This window comes from Leptolyngbya sp. AN02str, assembly GCF_050565595.1.
Lineage (GTDB): Bacteria > Cyanobacteriota > Cyanobacteriia > Elainellales > Elainellaceae > Kaiparowitsia.
This window is the reverse complement of sequence record NZ_JBNXVR010000015.1, coordinates 24884-44411: the sequence shown is the minus strand read 5'-3', so window position 1 is coordinate 44411 and position 19528 is coordinate 24884. Positions and strand designations below refer to the sequence as shown.

Sequence of the window (19528 nt, the reverse complement as noted above, 5' to 3'; positions counted from 1 at the left end):
CAAGATTTAGATACAATTCCCAGCCTATGCAGACTCCCCTACCCACGAGTACGCTACAGCAAGTGACTCCAGAATCGAGCAATCCCTGGTTTGAGTACGCGGTTCATGCCCATCCGCACCATACAGATTACGCCGGAATTGTATGGCACGGTTCCTATGTATCGTGGATGGAAGAAACGCGGGTGGAATATTTGCGATCGCTCGGCATTAGTTTTGCCGATTTGGTTGCATTGGGATGCGATTTGCCTGTTGTAGAGCTATCCATCCGCTACCGCCGCTCATTGCGCATGGGTGAATCAGCCTTAATCAAAGCTCGTATGAACCATATGGATGGGGTGCGCATCATTTGGGATTACCGCATTGAACAGGCCGATACCCAAGAGCTATGCGTTACCGCCCAGGTTACACTCGTGGCGATCGATCGAGACAAGGGCAAAATCATGCGTCAGCTTCCGCCCACCATTAAAGACGCCCTTACACGGCTCAGCTCATAGCCACAAACCCTGGCCAATTTTCGGCCTCAACTTTCATCAATCAATGCAAGACATTCTCTGATCGCACCAATCGCCCGTTTAAGAACAGCCATCCGGGCTAGAAGGGCGGTTCAATGCATGAACCATCGCCTGTTTGAACTGCATGACGATTCATGCTTGAGGTTCCATATCTCAGGATCATTCCTGCGGTGGAGAACTAGCTTCTGGTAGGTTTTTCCACTCTCAAATTGCAAGGTATAGGACTTATCTTCGTCCGAGAAGCCAGGGAGTTGAATGATGGTTGGAGCGCTTAGCGCTCCAACCATCATTCATATTGCGTACATGCTATGTAAGTTCTAAGGTTCAACGTACGCGACACTCTTGATCGTGTCCTTTGCGGGCGGCTCCCAATAGGGTCGAAACGATAACGCAGCTTCGGGCAGGGCTATCGGCGCTCCTCTGCAAGGTCATGCGGCCCAACCGACCGTTCACTCGGCCCACTTGGCTAAACTGAACGCGATAGACTCCATCTTTTTGATAAAGGGTTGTGCGGGTTGGGTCTATTTGAATGTTGTGGATCAAATCTTCCCAGGGAAGTTCTCCAGGCGGTGCATCAGCCGTGTGGACTGCTGCTTGCAGCCTGTCATCCACATTCCGAAAACTGACCTGCCATACTGTTCTGGAGCTTTCGGCCTGGGTTTGTGCCAGACGAATTTGCTGAAAAACTCGATCTTGCGCACTCGTTAAATGTCGTCGATTCAAAAATGCAACCCATCCGAGTGCTGCAATTGTTGCTAATACACCCGCAATGCTAATCGTTGCGATCGCTTCTGTTAATGTAAACCCAGCCTGCTGATCTGACTTAACAAACCTGCACCAATGCAGGAGTACGAACCGCTGCCATAACTGCATGCTGCACCCCAAGAAAGTCTGTTGGTTTCCATACTTCCCACCTCCAACAGCACAGCAAAATGACTAGCCAAGGCTGCAGCAAACTTCATCAATGGGTTTAAGTTTCAATAAATAAGCCATAGTTGTAATCGGCACGACAGAAAGTTCACAAAAAAGTCCACAAAAATCATAGCTTTATGGCTTTTGCGCTATGTCACAGGTCGAATACCATTCCAAACAATTAGGAATCCCATAGGGTTCCCAATAGAGACAAGAAATCGCTAGCGTTTTGTCGTGAATAGTAGACCTCCTGCATGAATCATCACGCCGCACCGCAGCGCAATGATTCATCCTTCCAAAAAGCAATTCGTGCAGGAGGTCTAGCCAAAAAAGGGCACTTCTGAGGCAACGGCTAACCCCACAAACTTACAGGAGCCGCAACCTCTCACACCTATCTGGATCTTTGGTTTCGCAGAATTGGTTTCAGCTGACAAGTCACCGCCCAAATTAATGAGGATCTGGGCTCACAGCCACGCAGCGCCCAAGTTTTGCAGATCACTCGCCTGTCATTCATACCTGCAGTTTCACCTTTGCAGAGAATCTGCCAAGCATCATCAATGAGCAGCCCTTGTCAATCGCTACAGCCAGGGGTAAATTTTTGCTCAAATACTCAAAAAAACGCTGTACACCTAAAAGAACATCAGCTTTAGTAATCAACGAATTGATTACCCATCAGGGGTGGGAAATTGGTGAACTCCCTGAATATTCAGTGATGTCTTAAATGGGTACAGCGTTTGGTAGGAAGGGAAGCTAGTTCTGCTGCTTTGCAGTCAACCCGATGTCATAGCTCTGCTCTACGGGCTTAGAGACGTTGTTCCATGACTGAACTGCAATAAGAAATACCGCTGAACTGCATTCGTTCGCTTTTGTTGTTCTCATATCTTACTCGAAATTTCATAGAAAAAAATCACTAGTTCGAATGAGCATGATAGGATTTTATCTATTAGGGCTCTGATAATGTTTAGGAGTACACCCTTGATTCACGCCACATTGCATCAACTCAAGGTTTTCGAGGCGACTGCTCGCCATGGCAGTTTTACCCGTGCTGCTGAAGAACTATTTCTGACCCAGCCAACGGTATCGATGCAGGTCAAACAGCTTACTAAAGCGATTGGCCTTCCGTTGTTTGAACAAGTTGGAAAGCGTCTGTACTTGACGGAAGCTGGCCGAGAGCTATTTGGTACCTGTCGCGATATTTTTAGTCGGCTTGATCAGTTAGAAATGTCGGTGGCGAACTTGAAGGGCATGAAGCAAGGCAAGCTTAACCTTGCGGTTATTACGACAGCGAAGTACTTTTTGCCCCGGTTGCTTGGGCCGTTTTGCCAAATGTATCCCGGTGTGGATATTTCGCTTACGGTGACGAACCACGAACGAGTGATTGAACGGTTGGCCAACAATCAGGATGATCTGTATGTGATGAGTCAGCTTCCTGAAAATTTGGACATTTCTGCCGAGCCGTTTATGGACAATCCGCTGGTTGTGATTGCTCCACGAAACCATCCTCTTGCGAAGGAGAAGGACATTTCGCTGAAGCGCTTGAGTGAAGAGACCTTCATTATGCGGGAAACCGGGTCTGGAACTCGGCGCGCATTTCAAAAGGTTTTGGATGAGCAGGGGCTATCGGTCAAGGTTCGATTGGAGCTTGGCAGCAATGAAGCCATTAAACAGGCGATCGCAGGTGGTTTGGGTTTGGCCGTTTTGTCGCGCCATACACTGCCATTTGAAGCGGCCAACAGTGAGCTGATTGTGCTGGATGTGGAAGGGTTTCCTATTCCGCGCAAGTGGTATTTGGTGCAACTGGCTGGTAAGCAATCTTCAGTCATCGCCAGCACATTCCACGACTACTTGAAGACGGCGGCCCCTCAGTATGTCCAAACTGGTACGGTTGAGCCCGCTCCAGTCAAAGCGGCGGTTTAGGAAGGGGCGATCGCTCGGTGGGCTGAATTGGATTGAGCCTGCTGATGTGAATATTCGTTCTGGCGGTTTGGAGGCTCCAGACTTTAGGGGTTTTGCTGGTGTTTGGCAAGATGTTTGGTGAAGCCATGTAGGCAACTTCAATGGCTGGTAGACAGAATTCAGCCCTAAGTCGTAAGCTGTAAAACCTACGCCTGTCGATTTTTGATATAAAATCCTATCAATACCCCTGGAAATAATTTCTGTCTGTAGAGATGTGACTCTACCAGGCGATCGTCCTAGGGTATTACCACTGGCAAATCATGCCAAATTTGCCTCACAATCGGCTACAGCTACGTTGTGAATTGCGAAGAGGAGCAACATCGGTTGTTTAGATCGACGTTTTTGGCTCAAGCAATATATTCACACGGTTCAGCGTACTAGCGGTTGTGCTTTGTATAGGATTCACTTTAGAGAGGAAACAGCACATGCCATTTACCCAGCCACCCTTGCCTTTTGCCATGGATGCACTTGAGCCCTACGGCATGAAGGCTGAGACCTTCGAATATCACTATGGTAAGCATCACAAAGCTTATGTCGATAACCTGAACAAGCTGGTAGCGGGTACCGACCTCGACAACAAGTCGCTAGAAGAAGTGATTCAGGCTACCTATGGTGATGCGTCGAAAGCTGGCGTGTTTAATAATGCTGCTCAGGTATGGAATCATACCTTCTTTTGGAATTCGCTGAAGCCCGGTGGCGGTGGTACGCCCAGTGGCGACTTAGCTGCTAAGATCGATGCCGCTTTTGGTAGCTACGACAAATTTAAAGAAGAGTTCTCCAACGCAGCCGCCACCCAGTTTGGTAGTGGTTGGGCTTGGTTGGTTGATGATGGCGGTACTTTAAAGGTGATGAAAACTCCCAACGCCGAAAACCCGGTGGCTATGGGTAAAAAAGCTCTGCTGACCCTGGATGTTTGGGAGCATGCCTACTACATCGATTTCCGCAACGCTCGCCCTGCGTTCATTCAAAACTTTTTGGATAAGTTGGTGAACTGGGACTTTGTTGCTGAAAACATGGCGTCCTAAGCTCAGCTATCGAGCTTAGGCACCGTTGCCGCGATACACTTGCCGATGGTGAATTGACGCGCGATCGCGCTCCATTCACCCCATCCTTTGAGAGAACACGTAGGGGTATTGCAGATGAGTCTGCAATACCTTTCATCATTTCAAGGTGGTCTTTGGGAAATTTGAGGAATATTCAACCCGTTGCCCCTCGCGACAACAGGCCAAACCGACATACTAGAAAGAGGCCAGCAATGGCCAAGTGTGATTACCAAAAAACAGGAGCTTGCCCCCCGTGGATAGCAAAACGCTGGCACAATTTATTGAAGCCACAGACGGAATTTCCAAACCCTGGCTTTTGGTTCAGTTGCGCATCAAAAAGTTGCAAGAACAACGCGATACGATGACGCAAGATGCCTATATGGCCGAGCTAGCCGAACTGCACCAACAGTTGATGAACTTGGGGGAGTGGTGGATTGGCCGTGAAGACGAGGCATTTGGACCATTGCCCGGCTCGGAATAGGCACTTCACGATGCTAGGCACCGACGCAGTTGGATAATGGTTGGCTTTGCTCATGAACCGTCTACCTAGAATTCTGAGGATGGGCATGAGGTGCATCAATCCTGTTCCTCCTGGATCAATTCTGTTGCCGCTCGATCAATCCTGTTATCTGCTCTAACTTACTTGTGACTGTAATCATTCATGCCGCGCATTAAGCCCAGAACCAAAAAGCCCGTCGAGGATATTCTGCTGACCGATCCGCAGTATTACTTCAACCGAGAGCTGAGTTGGATCGAATTTAATGCGCGAGTGCTGCAAGAAGGCATGAATCCCCGTACGCCTCTGCTAGAACGGCTGAAGTTTTTAGCCATTTTTAGTCACAATTTAGATGAGTACTTTATGGTGCGGGTGGCGGGCTTAAAGCAACAGGTTGAAGCTGGAGTGCATCGGCGATCGCCCGATGGTCGTACCCCGTCTGAACAGTTACAGGACATTCGCGATCGCCTATTGCCCCTGATTGCCAAACAGCACCACCACTTTCAGGCATCGCTACGGCCTCAGCTCGCCAAGCACGGCATTTATATCTCAAATTACGAGACGCTTCAGTCTGAGCAGCGCGCCTATCTCCGCCGTTATTTTGAAGAGCATCTTTTTCCGGTATTGACCCCGCTAGCCGTCGATCCCAGCCATCCGTTTCCTTACATTTCTAACCTGAGTCTAAACTTGGCCGTGGTGGTGCGTGATCCCGACTCACAGCATGAAAACTTCGCACGGGTAAAGGTGCCCAGCCTGCTGCCCCGATTCGTTCCTCTACCAGTTGCACTGTGGGTTTTACCAAATGGGCGCACCGCCACGTGGGTGGGGGTGCCCATTGAGCAAGTCGTTGCCCATAATCTGGAAACTCTATTTCCCGGTATGCAGATTCAGGCGTGCTATCCGTTTCGCATTACCCGCAATGCCGACCTGGATGTGGAAGAGGATGAGGCTGGAGACCTATTGCAGGCGATCGAGCAAGAGTTGCGCAAGCGACGCTATGGCGGCTCGGTGGTGCGGCTAGAGGTGCAGTCGTCTATGCCCGATGCGATGCGGCAAACCCTCATCGAAGAGATGGGCATTGGGCAAGACGATGTGTATGACATTGAAGGTCTGCTGTCGCTGGGTCATGTTATGAGCTTGGTAGACTTGCCGCGTTCCGATCTGAGAGATCCTCCATGGTCGCCCGTGGCTCACCCTCGTTTGCGCCGACTATCTGACTCCAGCATGGCATTTCGCGGTGAGGGAGAGGATGACTTTTTTGCGGTGATTCGTCGGCAGGATGTATTGCTGCATCATCCCTATCAATCCTTCTCGTCTTCGGTGCAGCGGTTTATTCATCAAGCGGCCCATGATCCCAATGTGCTAACGATCAAAATGACGTTGTACCGCACCTCGGGGGATTCGCCCATTGTAGAGTCGCTAATTGCCGCTGCAGAAAACGGGAAGCAGGTGGCGGTCTTGGTAGAGCTTAAGGCCCGCTTTGATGAAGCGAATAACATTAGCTGGGCACGGAAGCTTGAAGAGGCGGGTGTGCATGTGGTGTATGGGCTGGTTGGGTTGAAAACGCACACGAAGCTGGTGCTGGTGGTGCGGCAGGAAGAAAACCAAATTCGCCGTTACGTTCACATTGGCACGGGTAACTACAATCCCAAAACAGCACGACTCTATACCGATGTGGGGCTGTTGAGCTGTCGAGATGCACTGGGTGCGGATCTGACTGATTTATTTAACTTTTTGACGGGGTACTCGCGGCAGCAAACCTATCGCAAGCTAATGGTGGCTCCTGTAAATTTGCGCGATCGCCTCTTGGCGTTGATTCAGCGTGAAGCTCAGCATAGCCGCGAGGGCAAACATGCACGCATTGTTGCCAAACTGAATGCATTGGTGGAGCCTGGAATTATTCGAGCGCTCTACGAAGCTTCGCAAGCGGGTGTGGAAATTGACCTGGTGGTGCGAGGCATGTGCTGTTTGCGCCCTGGGGTGAAGGGTGTGAGCGATCGCATTCGGGTGATCAGTGTTGTTGGGCGATTTTTGGAGCATTCTCGCATTCTCTACTTCCACAATGGAGGACAGGAAGAAGTCTACATTGGCAGCGCCGACTGGATGCCCCGCAACCTTGATCGCCGGGTTGAAGTGATGACACCTGTAGAAGATGAACAGCTCGCCAAAGACTTGCAAGAGATTTTGGGAATTTTGCTGGCTGACAACTACAATGCCTGGGAGCTAAAGCCAGACGGGCGGTATGTGCAGCGACGAGCCCATGGCCGCAGCAGTGTGCTCAAAGCACAAAGCGTGTTAATGGAACTGGCGGCCAAACAGTCCGATAGCGGGGCCAATCGCTCCTAGGGGCGGCCAATTGGGGGTTGATAACCATAAACAATGGTGACTCAATCCGCTGCCGTTGTGCGAAGAACCCCAGGGCACAGTACCCTAGAGCGTAGAATGCTGTTGTGGGTTCGTTGGGAACTGTGATCGTGCGATCGCCCCGTCACCCTCCATCCAAGTCCCTGCTGTCATCCCCCCTTATGGAAGTTTATTGCACTCGTCCGGGTTGCTCTCGCCCGGTCAACCAATTTGCGGATCTGGATCAGGCTGCCACCTTACGAACCGTTCAGCAAAAGTTTTGTACGGCCTGTGGGATGCCGCAAATTTTGGCGGGGCGCTATGTCACGACGCGGCTCTTGGGCAAAGGAGGATTTGGGGCGGCCTTTTTGGCGCGCGATCGCTACACACCCGCCATGCGGGAATGCGTCGTCAAGCAATTTCAACCCTCAGGAGATTTGAGCTCAACCCAACTGCAAATGGCCCAAACCTTGTTTGAGCGCGAAGCCCAAGTTCTGGAACTGTTGGGAAACCAGCATCCTCAAATTCCCGATCTGCTGGCCTTCTTTGAAATTGATGCGCCAGGACAGGTTCCGGGCAAGTCCGAACGGTACTTCTACTTGGTGCAAGAGTTTATCGACGGACTCAATTTAGAAGAAGAACTGGCCCAGCGAGGTCCCTATTCCGAAGAAGCCGTGACCGAGGTATTGAGCGAGGTGCTCAAAATTCTCACCTTTGTTCACGAGCACAACTCAATTCATCGCGATATTAAGCCATCCAATATTATGCGGCGCAAGGATGGTCGCCTATTTTTGCTCGATTTTGGGGCTGTAAAACAGGTGACCGCTGCGGCTGGATCTCCTGGCGGCAAAGCCTCGACCGGAATCTACTCGATGGGATTTGCGCCGCCAGAGCAAATGCGAGGGGATGTTGTGTATCCCGCAACGGATTTGTATGCACTAGCGGTTTCGTGCATTACCCTGTTGACGGGCATGCAGCCCAGCGAACTATACGATGCCTACAGCAATAGCTGGAAGTGGAAAGATCAGGTCAAGGTCTCACCACACCTAGCCCAAATTTTGGATCGTATGTTGGAGCTGACTCCCAGCCAACGCCCCCAATCAGCCGCCGAAGTTCTAGAGCAGCTGCGACAACTACCGCCTGCATCTGCTGCGCCAGTCTCTCATCCAACTCCTGCTCCATCAGGAACGTTGGGATCGGCCGCTGGGGGATCGGCCACTGGAGGAGCTGTCATGGGACAAGTTGCATCGACCTCGCTTCAAGGGAGTGGAAATCCGGCTCCGGCAACGATACCTCCGGTCGCTGCACCCAGTCCTGTAGCTACCCCATCACGATCGCGATCGCTTTTGGAATACTTGACGGGTGCCGCCTTTACGGGATTTGAGGGTGGGTTGTTGGCCATTGGGCTGCTCAGCCTGTTGGGCACTTCGATTGTGAGTCCGGTGTTTTGGGTATTGTGGCTGTTCTTCATCAGCGGATTGATTTTTGCTCAATCTCGTCGCTGGATTGAGCGATTGGACCTGGTGATTATTGCTGGCATTACGCTGGCATTGGTTGTGTTATTTCCCTTCCTCAACAGCGTGTTGCCCTCGACGACAGGCACGAATATTGGCAGTGCTCTGTATACGGTTGCAATTTTAGGAATTTTGACCGGATTAGCTGCGATCGCCATTGCAATAGTATTCAGGTTGGTCTACCTGTTGATATCCAAAGTGCTGTAGCTTTGGTGGTGCATCCTGGCGATTCATGTCTAAAAACCGCGAAACACCGAGATTGCTTGTGTCCCTGTTGGTGACGATGGGGCTGCTGGGAGTGGGCAGCTGGTGGTCGGTTGGACAACTCAATGGAATTCATTTACAGGGCTTGCAACGCGACAACACATCCCAGCTCAGCCGTGCTGAACTCGAAGCGGTGCGATCGCACATGAGCCAGGGCGAGCGCCTGTTGCTAGAAGACGGAGTCCCACCCGAGAAGCGAGCAGGGGTTTGGGCCTATCAACAGGGCAACTACACTGAGGCTGCTACCAACTTTCAGCTGGCGCTGTTGGCAAATCCCAACGATCCAGAAGCCCGAATTTACGCCAGCAATGCCGCCATTGGCAATGACAATGCCTATACCCTGGCGGTTGTGGTGTCGCTGAGTGGCGATCGCACCAGTGCTTTGGAGGTCTTGCGGGGGGTCGCCCAAGCCCAATATGAGGTGAACCAACGCGGCGGGATTGGTGGAGTTCCCTTAAAGTTGGCGATCGCCAATGATGCTAATCAACCCGAACTGGCGATGAAACTCGCCGCCACCCTTGGGAACGATACTTCTATTTTGGGTGTGGTGGGCCATGCGACGACCGAAACCACCCTTGCTGCTTTGCCGCACTACGAAGCCGCAGGGTTGGTGACGATTGCTCCCTTAAGCACTGCGATCGCCCTGACGAATCGCAGCCAATATCTCTTTCGCACCGTGCCCAGCGACTTTGTGACGGCGAGGGCTTTGGCCGATCACGCCCTGAATCGCATGCGGCATCAACGGGTGGCACTCTTTTTTAGCGACCAAAGTGCCGATAGCCAATCGCTAAAAAATGAGTTGAGTACCGCGCTGGCTTTGGGGGGTGGGCAGGTGGTGCTAGAGGCCAACTTGGCCGACGATGGGTTCAGTCCGGTGGCGAGCTTTAACCATGCGGTGGAGGCTGGTGCCTCGGCGCTGATGTTGCTGCCAGATTCCGCCCAGATTGATCGCGCTTTACAACTGGTACGGGGGAATGCAGGACGCTTGGCGCTGCTGGCCGGAGGCGAACTCTACACTGTGAAAACATTGGAAATTAGCGGCCCGGATGCGGTGGGCTTGGTGTCGGTTGTGCCATGGCATGCGCTGTCCAATCCGCGATCGCCCTTTGCCGCAACGGCCCGCACGCTATGGCGAGGAGAGGTGAGTTGGCGAACGGCGGTGGCGTTTGATGCGGTGCAGGCCTTGGCTGCAGCTTTGGAGCGATCGCCTTCTCGTTTGGGTGTTCAGGCTGAACTGAGCACAGGCCGCAGCTATGCCAACGGAGCAACCGGAACGATTCGATTTTTGCCATCAGGCGATCGCAATCAAAGTGTGCAGTTGGTAGAAGTACAGCCTGGTTTGCGATCGGGCTATGGATACGACTTTGTGCCGCTCGGCTTTGGCTCGATTGTGAATCCTCAAGAAGCCTTAGGAATGTTGCCTTAGACCAACGTCCGTGTTGGTATAGGCCGTTTTCGAAGGTTGTGTGCTGTCCAAGCTCCCAAAAACACCCATGGTTGTCTGCGCTGCGCAGACAACCATGGGTGCTTCAGCTTATGCAGAACCTGGGAAACGTCAGTTTCGGTTAAGGGCTTTTCTGAAGTTTGCGCGCCGCGCAAACTTCAGAAAAGCCCATTTTTGCGTGCGCAACGCGCACGCAAAAATGGGCACTTCAGCTTATCCAAAACTCAGGTTGGGAACAGCCCGTTCTCGCTAAACCCTAGTTTCCACCCGCTTTGTTTGGCTGGGCTTGCGGGGAATGGGCAGGCCCCGTGTCCACCTGGGATCATGCAGCAGCGTGTAAAAGCAGGGAATAATGAACAGCGTCAGCAGCGTGGCCAGCGATAATCCTGAAAATACGACTACCCCCAGCGGCTGCAAAAATTCTGATCCTTCACCTACCCCTAGCGCCAACGGAAACATGCCCAGCACCGTGGTAATTGTGGTCATCAAAATAGGACGCAGTCGTTCAGGAGCTGCAAGCAAAATGGCACTTTGGTGATCCAGCCCTTCCTGTTCCCGAATTTGGTTGGCCCGCTCCACCATAATGATGGCGTTGTTCACCACAATCCCGACCAGCAGCACCACCCCGACAATGACCGTCGCTCCAATCGGGGTTTGCGTGACAAACAAGCCCAAGATGCCACCTGCAAGCGCCAACGGCACCGTCAACATAATCACCAGGGGATCAATCAGCGAGTTGTACTGTACTGCCATCACAACAAAGACCAAAAATGTGGCTAAGGCTCCCAAGGTTGCCAGCGAAGATTGCAGCTGACGATTGGCCTCGGCACTGGAGCTATTGAGAACGGTTACCTCTTCGGGCAGCTCAATGGTGGCAAGAATTCGATCCATTTCAGCGATCGCCTCGCTGGAGCTTACGCCATCCAAGGGAGAACCCGCAATAATGAACACTTGCCGTTGGTTGATGCGCTGAATTTGACCTGGGGCTTCACCGGGCTCCACCCGAGCCACATCGCCCAAGCGCAGCAAACGATTGCCCGTGGTGAACAGCGGTAATTGCAGGAGTTGATCTGGATTGGCGATCGCCCCTTCTCGTAAGCGAACCCGTACATCCACCAGTCGGCTAGCGCGTTGCAGTTGCGTTGGTACGGCTCCCTGCACCGCCGTTTGAATCGTGTCGCCAATGGCCAGCGCCGATAGACCCAAACCCGCCGCCCGTTCCCAATCGGGCACAATTTGCAGTTCTGGCTGGGGGCGATCGGCATCGGGGCGGTAGCGCGCTAGTTGTGCCTGTTGCTCTAGTACGCCCAGCACCTGAAATCCAGCTTGCTGCAATATGGCCTCATCCGAGCCTTGCAGGGTGAGGTCAACCTCACCGCCTCGCACTGGAGAGTTGCTGAGCGAAATTCCTCGAACCGACTCTGGCGACACTCGCAGCCGAGTTTCCACCAGGTTGAACTGTTCCAACTGGGCGCTAACTCGATCCGAGAAAGCGGCAACGTTGGTTCCGGGCTCTAGGGTGATCGTGCTGGAACCCCGCAGCGCATTGGCCGATGTATTTCCGGCAAACAAGCCACCGCCCGATGTGGTGAACACATAGCTCACTTCTGGCTGCTCCTGAAGCAGCTCATCCACTGCGTCCATGACCCGGCGATTGTCAGCCAGCGTAGTTCCGGGAGGAAACTGAGCAAATAAGCGAGCTTGTCCTGTATTGATGCGGGGCAAAATTTCTTGTGGAATATTGCTCACCATGAGGAAGCTACTGCCCCCCAGCACCAAAAACGCCAGAGTGATGATGATCACGCGATAGCGCAGCACCGTTTGCAGCAAATGGCCATAGCGACGAGTCACCCCTTCCAACCGCAGGCGAAACTCACGCAGCAGAAAGAAATTGCCCACATTGCTAGACCACTGCACCAACAGCAGCCGCGACGTGAGCGCCGGAACCACCGTCAACGCTACGGCCAGCGAGGCGGCCACCGCAAAGCTAATGGTGAGAATGAGTTCGTTGAACAAGAGTGCAATAAACCCGCCAATGAGCAAAAAGGGCAACACGGACACCAAGTTGGTGGTGGTTGAAGCTAGCAGCGCCGACTCCAGTTCTTGACTACTGCGTTCGGCAACGCGCATGACATCGCGGCTGGTGGCTTTGGCTGTAGCTGGGGGATAGGGCTGATTGGCGGCGTGACCGTTGCCGTTATGCCCATTGCCGTTATGACCGTTACCGCTCTGGTCGTTGTCGATGGGGCCTGGATAGTGATCTGAGTGGATTTGCCCATGGGGTTGACCGTTGGCCGTTGCTTCCACCTGGCGCTGGCGTTGATAGGACTCCACGCCATTCACAATGTTTTCGAGCATGACGATGGAGTTGTCCACCACAATGCCCACACCCAGGGCCAAACCACCCAAGCTAAACACGTTGATGGAGAGACCAAACATGCCCATGAGCACGATCGCCATCAGGGTTGCCAGCGGAATCGCCAACACAATGATCAATGTTTGCCGGAGGGAACCTAAGAACAGCAGCACCGCGATCGCCGCTAGAGCTGCCCCCGTCAGGCCAGAGGTTGTTACGTTGGCAATGGAACTTTGAATGAAACGAGATTCATCAAGGGTGGATGTAATCACCACATCCTCGGGCACCAGTCCTGACTCTCGCAGTTGCTCAATTCGTTGCTGCACTGCCGCTACTACATCAATGGTGTTGGCGTCGCCCTGCTTTTGAATACTTAGCTTGACGGCAGGTTGACCGTTCAAATTCACAAATACTTGCTGTTCTTCGGTGCCATCCACCACGTCAGCAAAGTCCCTCAGATACACCCGCTGCGGCGGATCGGAACCCTGTACCTCAAACGAGAGGTTGCGAATCTCCTCCGACGAGGTGAACAGGCCCACCGTCCGGGTTAAGGCTTCGGCATCTTCGCTACGAATGCGGCCTCCAGATACATCCTGGTTGCGATCGCGCAATTCGTTCAGCACATCCTGTAGCCCAACATTGAGCGCCTGCAAGCGGTTGAGATCCAGGTTGACCTGCACCTCTTCACGCACCCCGCCAGACACATCCACACTGGCGACTCCCGGCACCACGTTTAGCTCGCGAGCCAGCTCCTCATCGGCAAACACCCGCAGATCGACCCCACGCAGCGAGGGCGATGTGAGCGCAAACTCATACACCGGGAGCTGCGACGGATCCACCTTGAACAAGCGCGGGGATTCGAGGTTATCGGGCAAGCGTCCCCGAGCCCGGTTTACGGCGGCTGTTGCATCGTTGAGCGCCTGATCGACATTACCACCCGGTCGAAAGTACAGGTCTACACTCACCTGACCTTCACGCGTTTGAGAAAAGATTTGCTCGACGCCTTCCGTGGTAGCCAGTGCTTCTTCCAGGGGGCGCGTAATTTCGTCAATGGCGACCTCGGGCGACACACCCGGCGTATCGATCCGCACACCAATACGGGGGTAGGTAATCGACGGCAGTAGGTCAACTGGCAATTGCTGAATGAAGAATGCACCCAGCACAATGACCGTCAATGTGAGCATGAGGGTGCCAATGTGCCGCCGAATCGAGAGCGTGCTAAGGCTAGTGCGAGATGAAGACGCTTGCATGAGCAAAGAATTCCGATAGCGATGGGCCAGGTGTGGAATAAGGCAGACGTTGGAACTAGGAATGGAGAATCGGCTGACTCAGGCTGGATAGTGGCTTCCAGCGCGTTTGGGTGAGAACGATCCAATGGAACTGGAGCGCGATCGCCCTCACCCGCTGAGTTAGTTTGCCAAGGGTTGCCCTGGGCTCGAAGAACTAGGCGATTGCTCTGACAAAATGCTGAGCCGTACCGTTTGCCCATCTTCCAACGGGCGACCACTCCGCACAACGACTGTTTCCCCCGGCTGAAGACCAGACAGCACTTCAACCCGGCCATTCGCACGATCGCCCAACGTAACCGAACGAGCCGATACCGTTGCGTTTTCGCCCTCACCCTGCACCACAAACACCGTGGAGTCTGAGTCTTCTGCCGCTTCCAAAGCCGTTTCGGGGATGACGATGCGCGATGCCCCCACAGCCCGGAACTGCACTCGTGCCAGCAGCCCACTCGAAACCCGGCCATCTTGATTGGGGATCACCACCTCAACGGGAATTAGGCGAGCGGTGGGGTCTGCCGCGGGAGAAATACGCTCCACCACCCCGCTAAACGTGCGGTTGGGAAAGGCATCTAGCGTGACTTGGGCAGGAAGCCCTACCTGCACCTTACCCAGCTCCAGCTCCGACAACTGCACCACCACTTTGACATTGCTAAAGTCGCCAATAGTCAAAATTTCTTCGCCGGGTTGGGCCAGGTCTCCGGGCTGTTTCATGCGCTCTAGCACTGCGCCAGAGGCTGGAGCCGCTAGGGCTGCATAGGCCCGGCGTTGCCCCACTTCGGATACGGCCGCCTGCTGGGCTGCCACTCGCCGCTGCGCAGCAACAACCGCTTGCTGCCGAGTGCGCACTTGTTCCTGAGCAGACTTGACGACTTGCTCGGCTGTTAGGCGGGCGGTCTGAGCTTGCTCGGCCTGTTGGCGTGTGACGACGCCCTGGTCGGCTAAGCTTTGCAACCGTTCTGCATCGGCAATCGCCTGCTGTAACTGTAGTTGAGCACTAACCACTTGAGCTTCGGCATCACTCACCTCGGTTTGGGCTTGCGCCACCCCCGACTCCAACGCTGCAAGCTCGGCCTGCTCCTGGCTCAGCGAGGTCGCCAGCAGCCGATCATCCAACTGCCCCAACACCTGACCACGACTAACGCGATCGCCTACATCCGCCGTCAGATTCACCACCCGTCCTTCGGTTTGCGCCCGCACCGACACAATTTTTAGGGGCTGTGTTGTGCCCGTGTAGGTTGAGTCTTCGCGGAGGGAACCTGTTTGGGCGATCGCCGTTTCAACCGACACCGTTCTGGGACCAGCCGCCTCTCCCGCTTGAGGAGCCTGTGCCTGAGCCTCGCTTTGGGGAAGAACTTGACATCCCTGCACCAGCAGCACCGACGCCGCCAAGCTCATCAAGCCGATATTTCGCCTGATATTCCGCCCGATGTGTTGCTTTTGTTGACGCACAATAAACACCTGAAACACCTGGAAGACTGCGACCGAAACTTGAATTTTGACAACGTTTTTTATGGTTTACAAAGCTCGCGATTTCGCTTGCCTGAGAAGAACAACAGCCTGAAAGCCCCACAGAGTCACCGAGATCACCAGCAAGACAGGCTGGCCTCAAAACGCAAACTCGCCTCAGAGCCTATGTTCTAGCTCTGACTCAATGCTTCCCGTTGAAGCCCGTTTCTATGTCATTAAGGATAAATGAATTGTTAACTTTTTTATCTGTCTCTATAAATAACAAGCCTGGAGAGACACATCAATCAACCTTGAGGAAGATGCGGTATAGGAACAAAGTCATGGTTATTTGCGTAACCCAGGTCATCTGTAAAATTCATTCGCTGGGTTCATCTTGCTCAATGCCGCGACACAGAGTGCGATCGCTCGGTGCGATTTCGGGACTGGTGCGCAGAAAATTCCCCACCAGCTGGCAACTATAGGCCAGTGGATCTAGCTGCATGGTTTGCTCCAAATCCCACACAATTCCAAGCTGGTCATCGCCTGTGGAAATGATCTGCTTGCCATCGGGGGTAAAAGCAACCCGCACCACGCCCGACCGATGACCCGCCAACCGACTCAAGGGCTCACCGTCGAGAGTCCACAGTTTCACAAAGCTATCAATGCTAGCTGCCGCGAGGTGGTCTCCCCGAGGGCTAAACGCCACATCAGCCAAGCCAAATCCATTGCCCGCCAGCGATTGCTGCAATACCCCATCTCGGCTCCACAGTCGGATCTGATCATCCAACCCAGCCGTGGCAATTGTTTGGCTATCGGGGCTAATGCTCACGCCCCATACTTCCCCTTTGTGGTCTTTTAAAACCGCTGCAGGTTGCGTGTTCAGCCGGGTTGAATGTTGCCATTGCCACAGCTTGACTTGGCCGTCGGCACTGGCCGAAGCAATAAACGAACCATCGGGGCTAAAGTCTACATCCCAAATGCGGGCCATGTGCGCCTGTAGAGTTTGCTGAACGGCAAAGGAACCGTTGGCTTGGCGTTTCCACAGCTTGAGGGTGCGATCGTCGCTTCCGGTTACAAGCCACTCCCCATCGGGGCTAAAGCTTACGGCCCATACATTGGCCTGGTGCTCTCGCAGCAAGATGGGCTCTCCGCCATTGAGCGATCGCAGAATTAGCCATCCGTTACTCCCGGCGATCGCTAGCGTGTTGCCATCGGGACTAATACTCAGCCTTAAAAATCGAATATTGGGCTGACTCCATACCTCCAGTCGTTTGCCATCGCGGGCCCAGCGAATCAGCTCGTTGCCGCCAGTCGTGACAAATTGTTGATTATCTGGGCTCACCGCCACATCCCATACAATCCCGCGATGCCCATTCAGCACTGTTTGAAAGGGTAAGTTGAGCATCCACAGTCGCGCTGTGTTGTCGGTTCCGGCCGAAATTAGCTGCTGCCCATCGGGGCTAAAGGCGACATCCCGAACGGTTGAGCGGTGTCCTTCTAGCGTTTTGATCAAGGTGCCGTCTAACCGCCATACTTTCACCGTTTTATCGGCACTGGCCGAGGCCAAAACCTCACCCAAGGGGCTAAAGGCAACATTCAAAACTTCTGCCGAGTGCCCTTTCAAGGTGTTGACCAACTGGCCATCGGCTACGCTCCACAGGCGCACCAGATTATCGGCACTGGCCGAAGCCAACAGGCTGCCATCGGGGCTAAAGGCAATGTTCCACGCGGGGGTTGAGCCGGCTTGTAGGGTTCGCAAGCGTTTGCCTTCGCGGCTCCAAAGATGGATGGTACCCGTCAGGTCGGAGGAGGCAAGATGCGTTCCAGTGGGGCTAAATGCCACTCCCCACACCGGAGCCTGATGCGCATTGAGGATGGCAATTGGGGTGCCGTCACGCTGCCATAGTCTGACCGTGCGATCGCCACTTCCGGTCACAATCGTTTGGCGATCGGTGCTCATATCCACGCGCCAAACTGGGCCAGTGTGCCCTTTTAGTACGGCTTGCCTGGTTCCTCGAGTTGACCATACTTCTGCATTGCCATCTAAGCCTGAGGTGACAAGGTACTTTCCGTCGGAGCTAAAGCGCAGCGAGTGAATTGTGGCTGTGTGGGGCAAGGTGGCGAGTAAGGTGCCATCTCGCTGCCACAGCCGCACCTGCCAATCGCTCGACGCGGTGGCGTAGAGGGTGTTATCGGGGCTGATTTGCACTCCCATGACCATGCCACGATGGCCAGAAAGGCGGTTGAATTCGTCGGTTGCTTGAACAGACTGTTGCAGGGCTTGGGCCACCTGCTGCTGAAGGTGATTGGGCGTGAACCAGGCTAGCTCCAAGGCTTGCAACCGCCGAGCCGCCTTGATGGAGAGCACCAAGGCATCGAGCCGTTGCTGAGAGTCAAAGTTGCCTCGGGCTGCAGCGGTAATGGCTTCGATTGTGCGCAACGAGGCTCGATGATATTGCAAGAGGGCAATCAACCCTAGGGCGATCGCTCCTGCTAATGCTACACTCACCCCCAGGAGTAATGTGCGCTGCCGATGAGCACTTTGCTGTTCGAGCACGAGCCGGGTTTCTACTTCTTTGAAGCGCTCGGCCTCCAATGCCTGCTGTATCTCTTGGCGATCGCGCTCTTGACTGACCGCCAAAAAACGATAGTCCACATTGCTTAAGCTTTTGCCCTCGGCCCATGCCAAGGCATCTTGTAGCGCCTTCCCTCGCAGCAACCACGATGAGTCGGTGCTTGCAGAGTTGAGCCACCCTTCTAGGGTTTGGGAGTAGGGTCGCAATAGCTTTAACTGAGTGGCCACCCATTCCGTATCAAACACCGCACGATAGATTGGGTTTTTAACTTGCAGATAGCCTTGATGTTTATCCACCAAACCAGTGAGTTGTAGATCGGACTGCTCGGGCGAATCATCGACTGCGACCCCCGCCCCAATTGCCTGTAACTGAGCTACGGGGTCGATGGGTTGATCGGCCTCGGCTCCCACCAAGATCTGCTGATACATGCCCAACAAACGGCTGGCTTGTTGGGCATTGCGCAATAGGCGATCGCGTATGGTTTTCAAATGTTCTGGTTCATCTTGCACTTCCCAGTTATGCAACACGCGATCGTGCACCAGTTGGTCAATCCATTCTGCCTCTAGGCTGGACATTTCGATGGTGGGGCTAAATCGCACGGCCAGTTGGCACAGTTTTTGGGTGAGAAAGGGCTGACCCCCCGTCCAGTACAAAATGCGGCGCAGTGCCGCTTCGGGATGGGGCATATGATCGGCCAATCCCAGCAGGAGTGGATGCGCCTCGGCCCATTCAAATCCCCGGAGCGCGATCGCCTGCCCAATGTTGAATGGGGTACGGGTTTTGTCGGCAATCAAATCTCCCGGCGTTGCCACTCCAAACAGGGCAAAGGTGAGCCGTCGATATTTTTCGCTATCGGCCCGCTGGCTATAGCAACTGCGAATAAAGGCAAAAAAGTCATCTGTCGGAAACTTGAGCCCCAGCACCCCATCAATTTCATCAATGAACACCACAATGGGCTGGACAATCTGTTCCAACAACACCGTGTCAATAAATTCGCCTAGCCGACTGACTAAAGGCAAATGGGCGCGATCGCTCCACCATTGCCGCAAATTCACATTCAGGCCAAACCGCTTATTGAGGGTTGCCACCATGGCGGCATACCATTCCTCGGGCTTAATTTGCTGTGTTCCAATCGCCGTAATGTCGATAACGCCGCACTGCACCCCCGCCGCCGTTAGCTGCTTGGCCGCCTGCACCCGCAGACTGGATTTCCCCATTTGTCGGGCATTAAACACATAGCAAAACTCGCCCCGCAGCAGGCTTTGCACTAACTGATCGTCGGCCTCTCGCCGTACATAGGTCGGTGCATCGTACGGCAAAGTCCCGCCCGCCTGATACATCGACTGGGGATATTGAAAAACAACCATTGGCCCACTCACT

Annotated in this window: 11 protein-coding genes; 7 read left to right on the top strand and 4 right to left on the bottom strand. The window is 53.7% G+C overall.

What is annotated here, in order from left to right; translation table 11 throughout:
• Positions 1 to 26: 26 nt before the first annotated feature.
• A complete protein-coding gene (locus tag ACQ4M4_RS13440; RefSeq protein ID WP_430685001.1) occupies positions 27 to 494 on the top strand; it encodes an acyl-CoA thioesterase in 468 nt (155 codons plus the stop codon).
• A gap of 342 nt (positions 495 to 836) precedes the next feature.
• Here ACQ4M4_RS13440 and ACQ4M4_RS13435 read toward each other — a convergent pair whose 3' ends face one another.
• Positions 837 to 1385, bottom strand: coding sequence for a pilus assembly FimT family protein (locus tag ACQ4M4_RS13435; protein WP_430685000.1), 549 nt, complete (start codon positions 1383 to 1385; stop codon positions 837 to 839).
• A 1014-nt stretch (positions 1386 to 2399) separates the two neighbouring features.
• On the opposite strand from ACQ4M4_RS13435, the gene ACQ4M4_RS13430 reads away from it, so the two are divergent.
• The 6 genes from ACQ4M4_RS13430 (at position 2400) to ACQ4M4_RS13405 (ending at position 10466) form a co-directional block, all read left to right on the top strand.
• Complete coding sequence (locus tag ACQ4M4_RS13430; protein ID WP_430684999.1) at positions 2400 to 3341, top strand: LysR substrate-binding domain-containing protein; 942 nt, start codon at positions 2400 to 2402, stop codon at positions 3339 to 3341.
• A 464-nt stretch (positions 3342 to 3805) separates the two neighbouring features.
• Positions 3806 to 4405 carry a superoxide dismutase gene (locus ACQ4M4_RS13425; RefSeq protein WP_430684998.1) on the top strand — a complete coding sequence of 200 codons (600 nt, stop codon included), beginning with the start codon at positions 3806 to 3808 and terminating at the stop codon, positions 4403 to 4405.
• Between the two features lie 271 nt (positions 4406 to 4676).
• A complete protein-coding gene (locus ACQ4M4_RS13420) occupies positions 4677 to 4904 on the top strand; it encodes a hypothetical protein (RefSeq protein ID WP_430684997.1) in 228 nt (75 codons plus the stop codon).
• Positions 4905 to 5084: 180 nt separating this feature from the next.
• Positions 5085 to 7265 (top strand): polyphosphate kinase 1, encoded by a 2181-nt coding sequence (gene ppk1 / locus ACQ4M4_RS13415; protein WP_430684996.1) that lies wholly within the window; start codon positions 5085 to 5087, stop codon positions 7263 to 7265.
• Positions 7266 to 7444: 179 nt separating this feature from the next.
• Positions 7445 to 8983 carry a protein kinase domain-containing protein gene (locus tag ACQ4M4_RS13410; protein WP_430684995.1) on the top strand — a complete coding sequence of 513 codons (1539 nt, stop codon included), beginning with the start codon at positions 7445 to 7447 and terminating at the stop codon, positions 8981 to 8983.
• Between the two features lie 58 nt (positions 8984 to 9041).
• Positions 9042 to 10466 (top strand): ABC transporter substrate-binding protein, encoded by a 1425-nt coding sequence (locus ACQ4M4_RS13405; protein ID WP_430684994.1) that lies wholly within the window; start codon positions 9042 to 9044, stop codon positions 10464 to 10466.
• Between the two features lie 267 nt (positions 10467 to 10733).
• Here ACQ4M4_RS13405 and ACQ4M4_RS13400 read toward each other — a convergent pair whose 3' ends face one another.
• The 3 genes from ACQ4M4_RS13400 to ACQ4M4_RS13390 form a co-directional block, all read right to left on the bottom strand.
• Positions 10734 to 14090, bottom strand: a complete 3357-nt coding sequence (locus ACQ4M4_RS13400) for an efflux RND transporter permease subunit (RefSeq protein WP_430684992.1) — start codon at positions 14088 to 14090, stop codon at positions 10734 to 10736.
• A gap of 159 nt (positions 14091 to 14249) precedes the next feature.
• A complete protein-coding gene (locus ACQ4M4_RS13395) occupies positions 14250 to 15575 on the bottom strand; it encodes an efflux RND transporter periplasmic adaptor subunit (RefSeq protein WP_430684991.1) in 1326 nt (441 codons plus the stop codon).
• A 373-nt stretch (positions 15576 to 15948) separates the two neighbouring features.
• The gene (locus tag ACQ4M4_RS13390) at positions 15949 to 19515 is read right to left on the bottom strand and encodes an AAA-like domain-containing protein (RefSeq protein WP_430684990.1); all 3567 of its coding nucleotides are present in this window, start codon (positions 19513 to 19515) and stop codon (positions 15949 to 15951) included.
• Between the last annotated feature and the right edge of the window lie 13 nt (positions 19516 to 19528).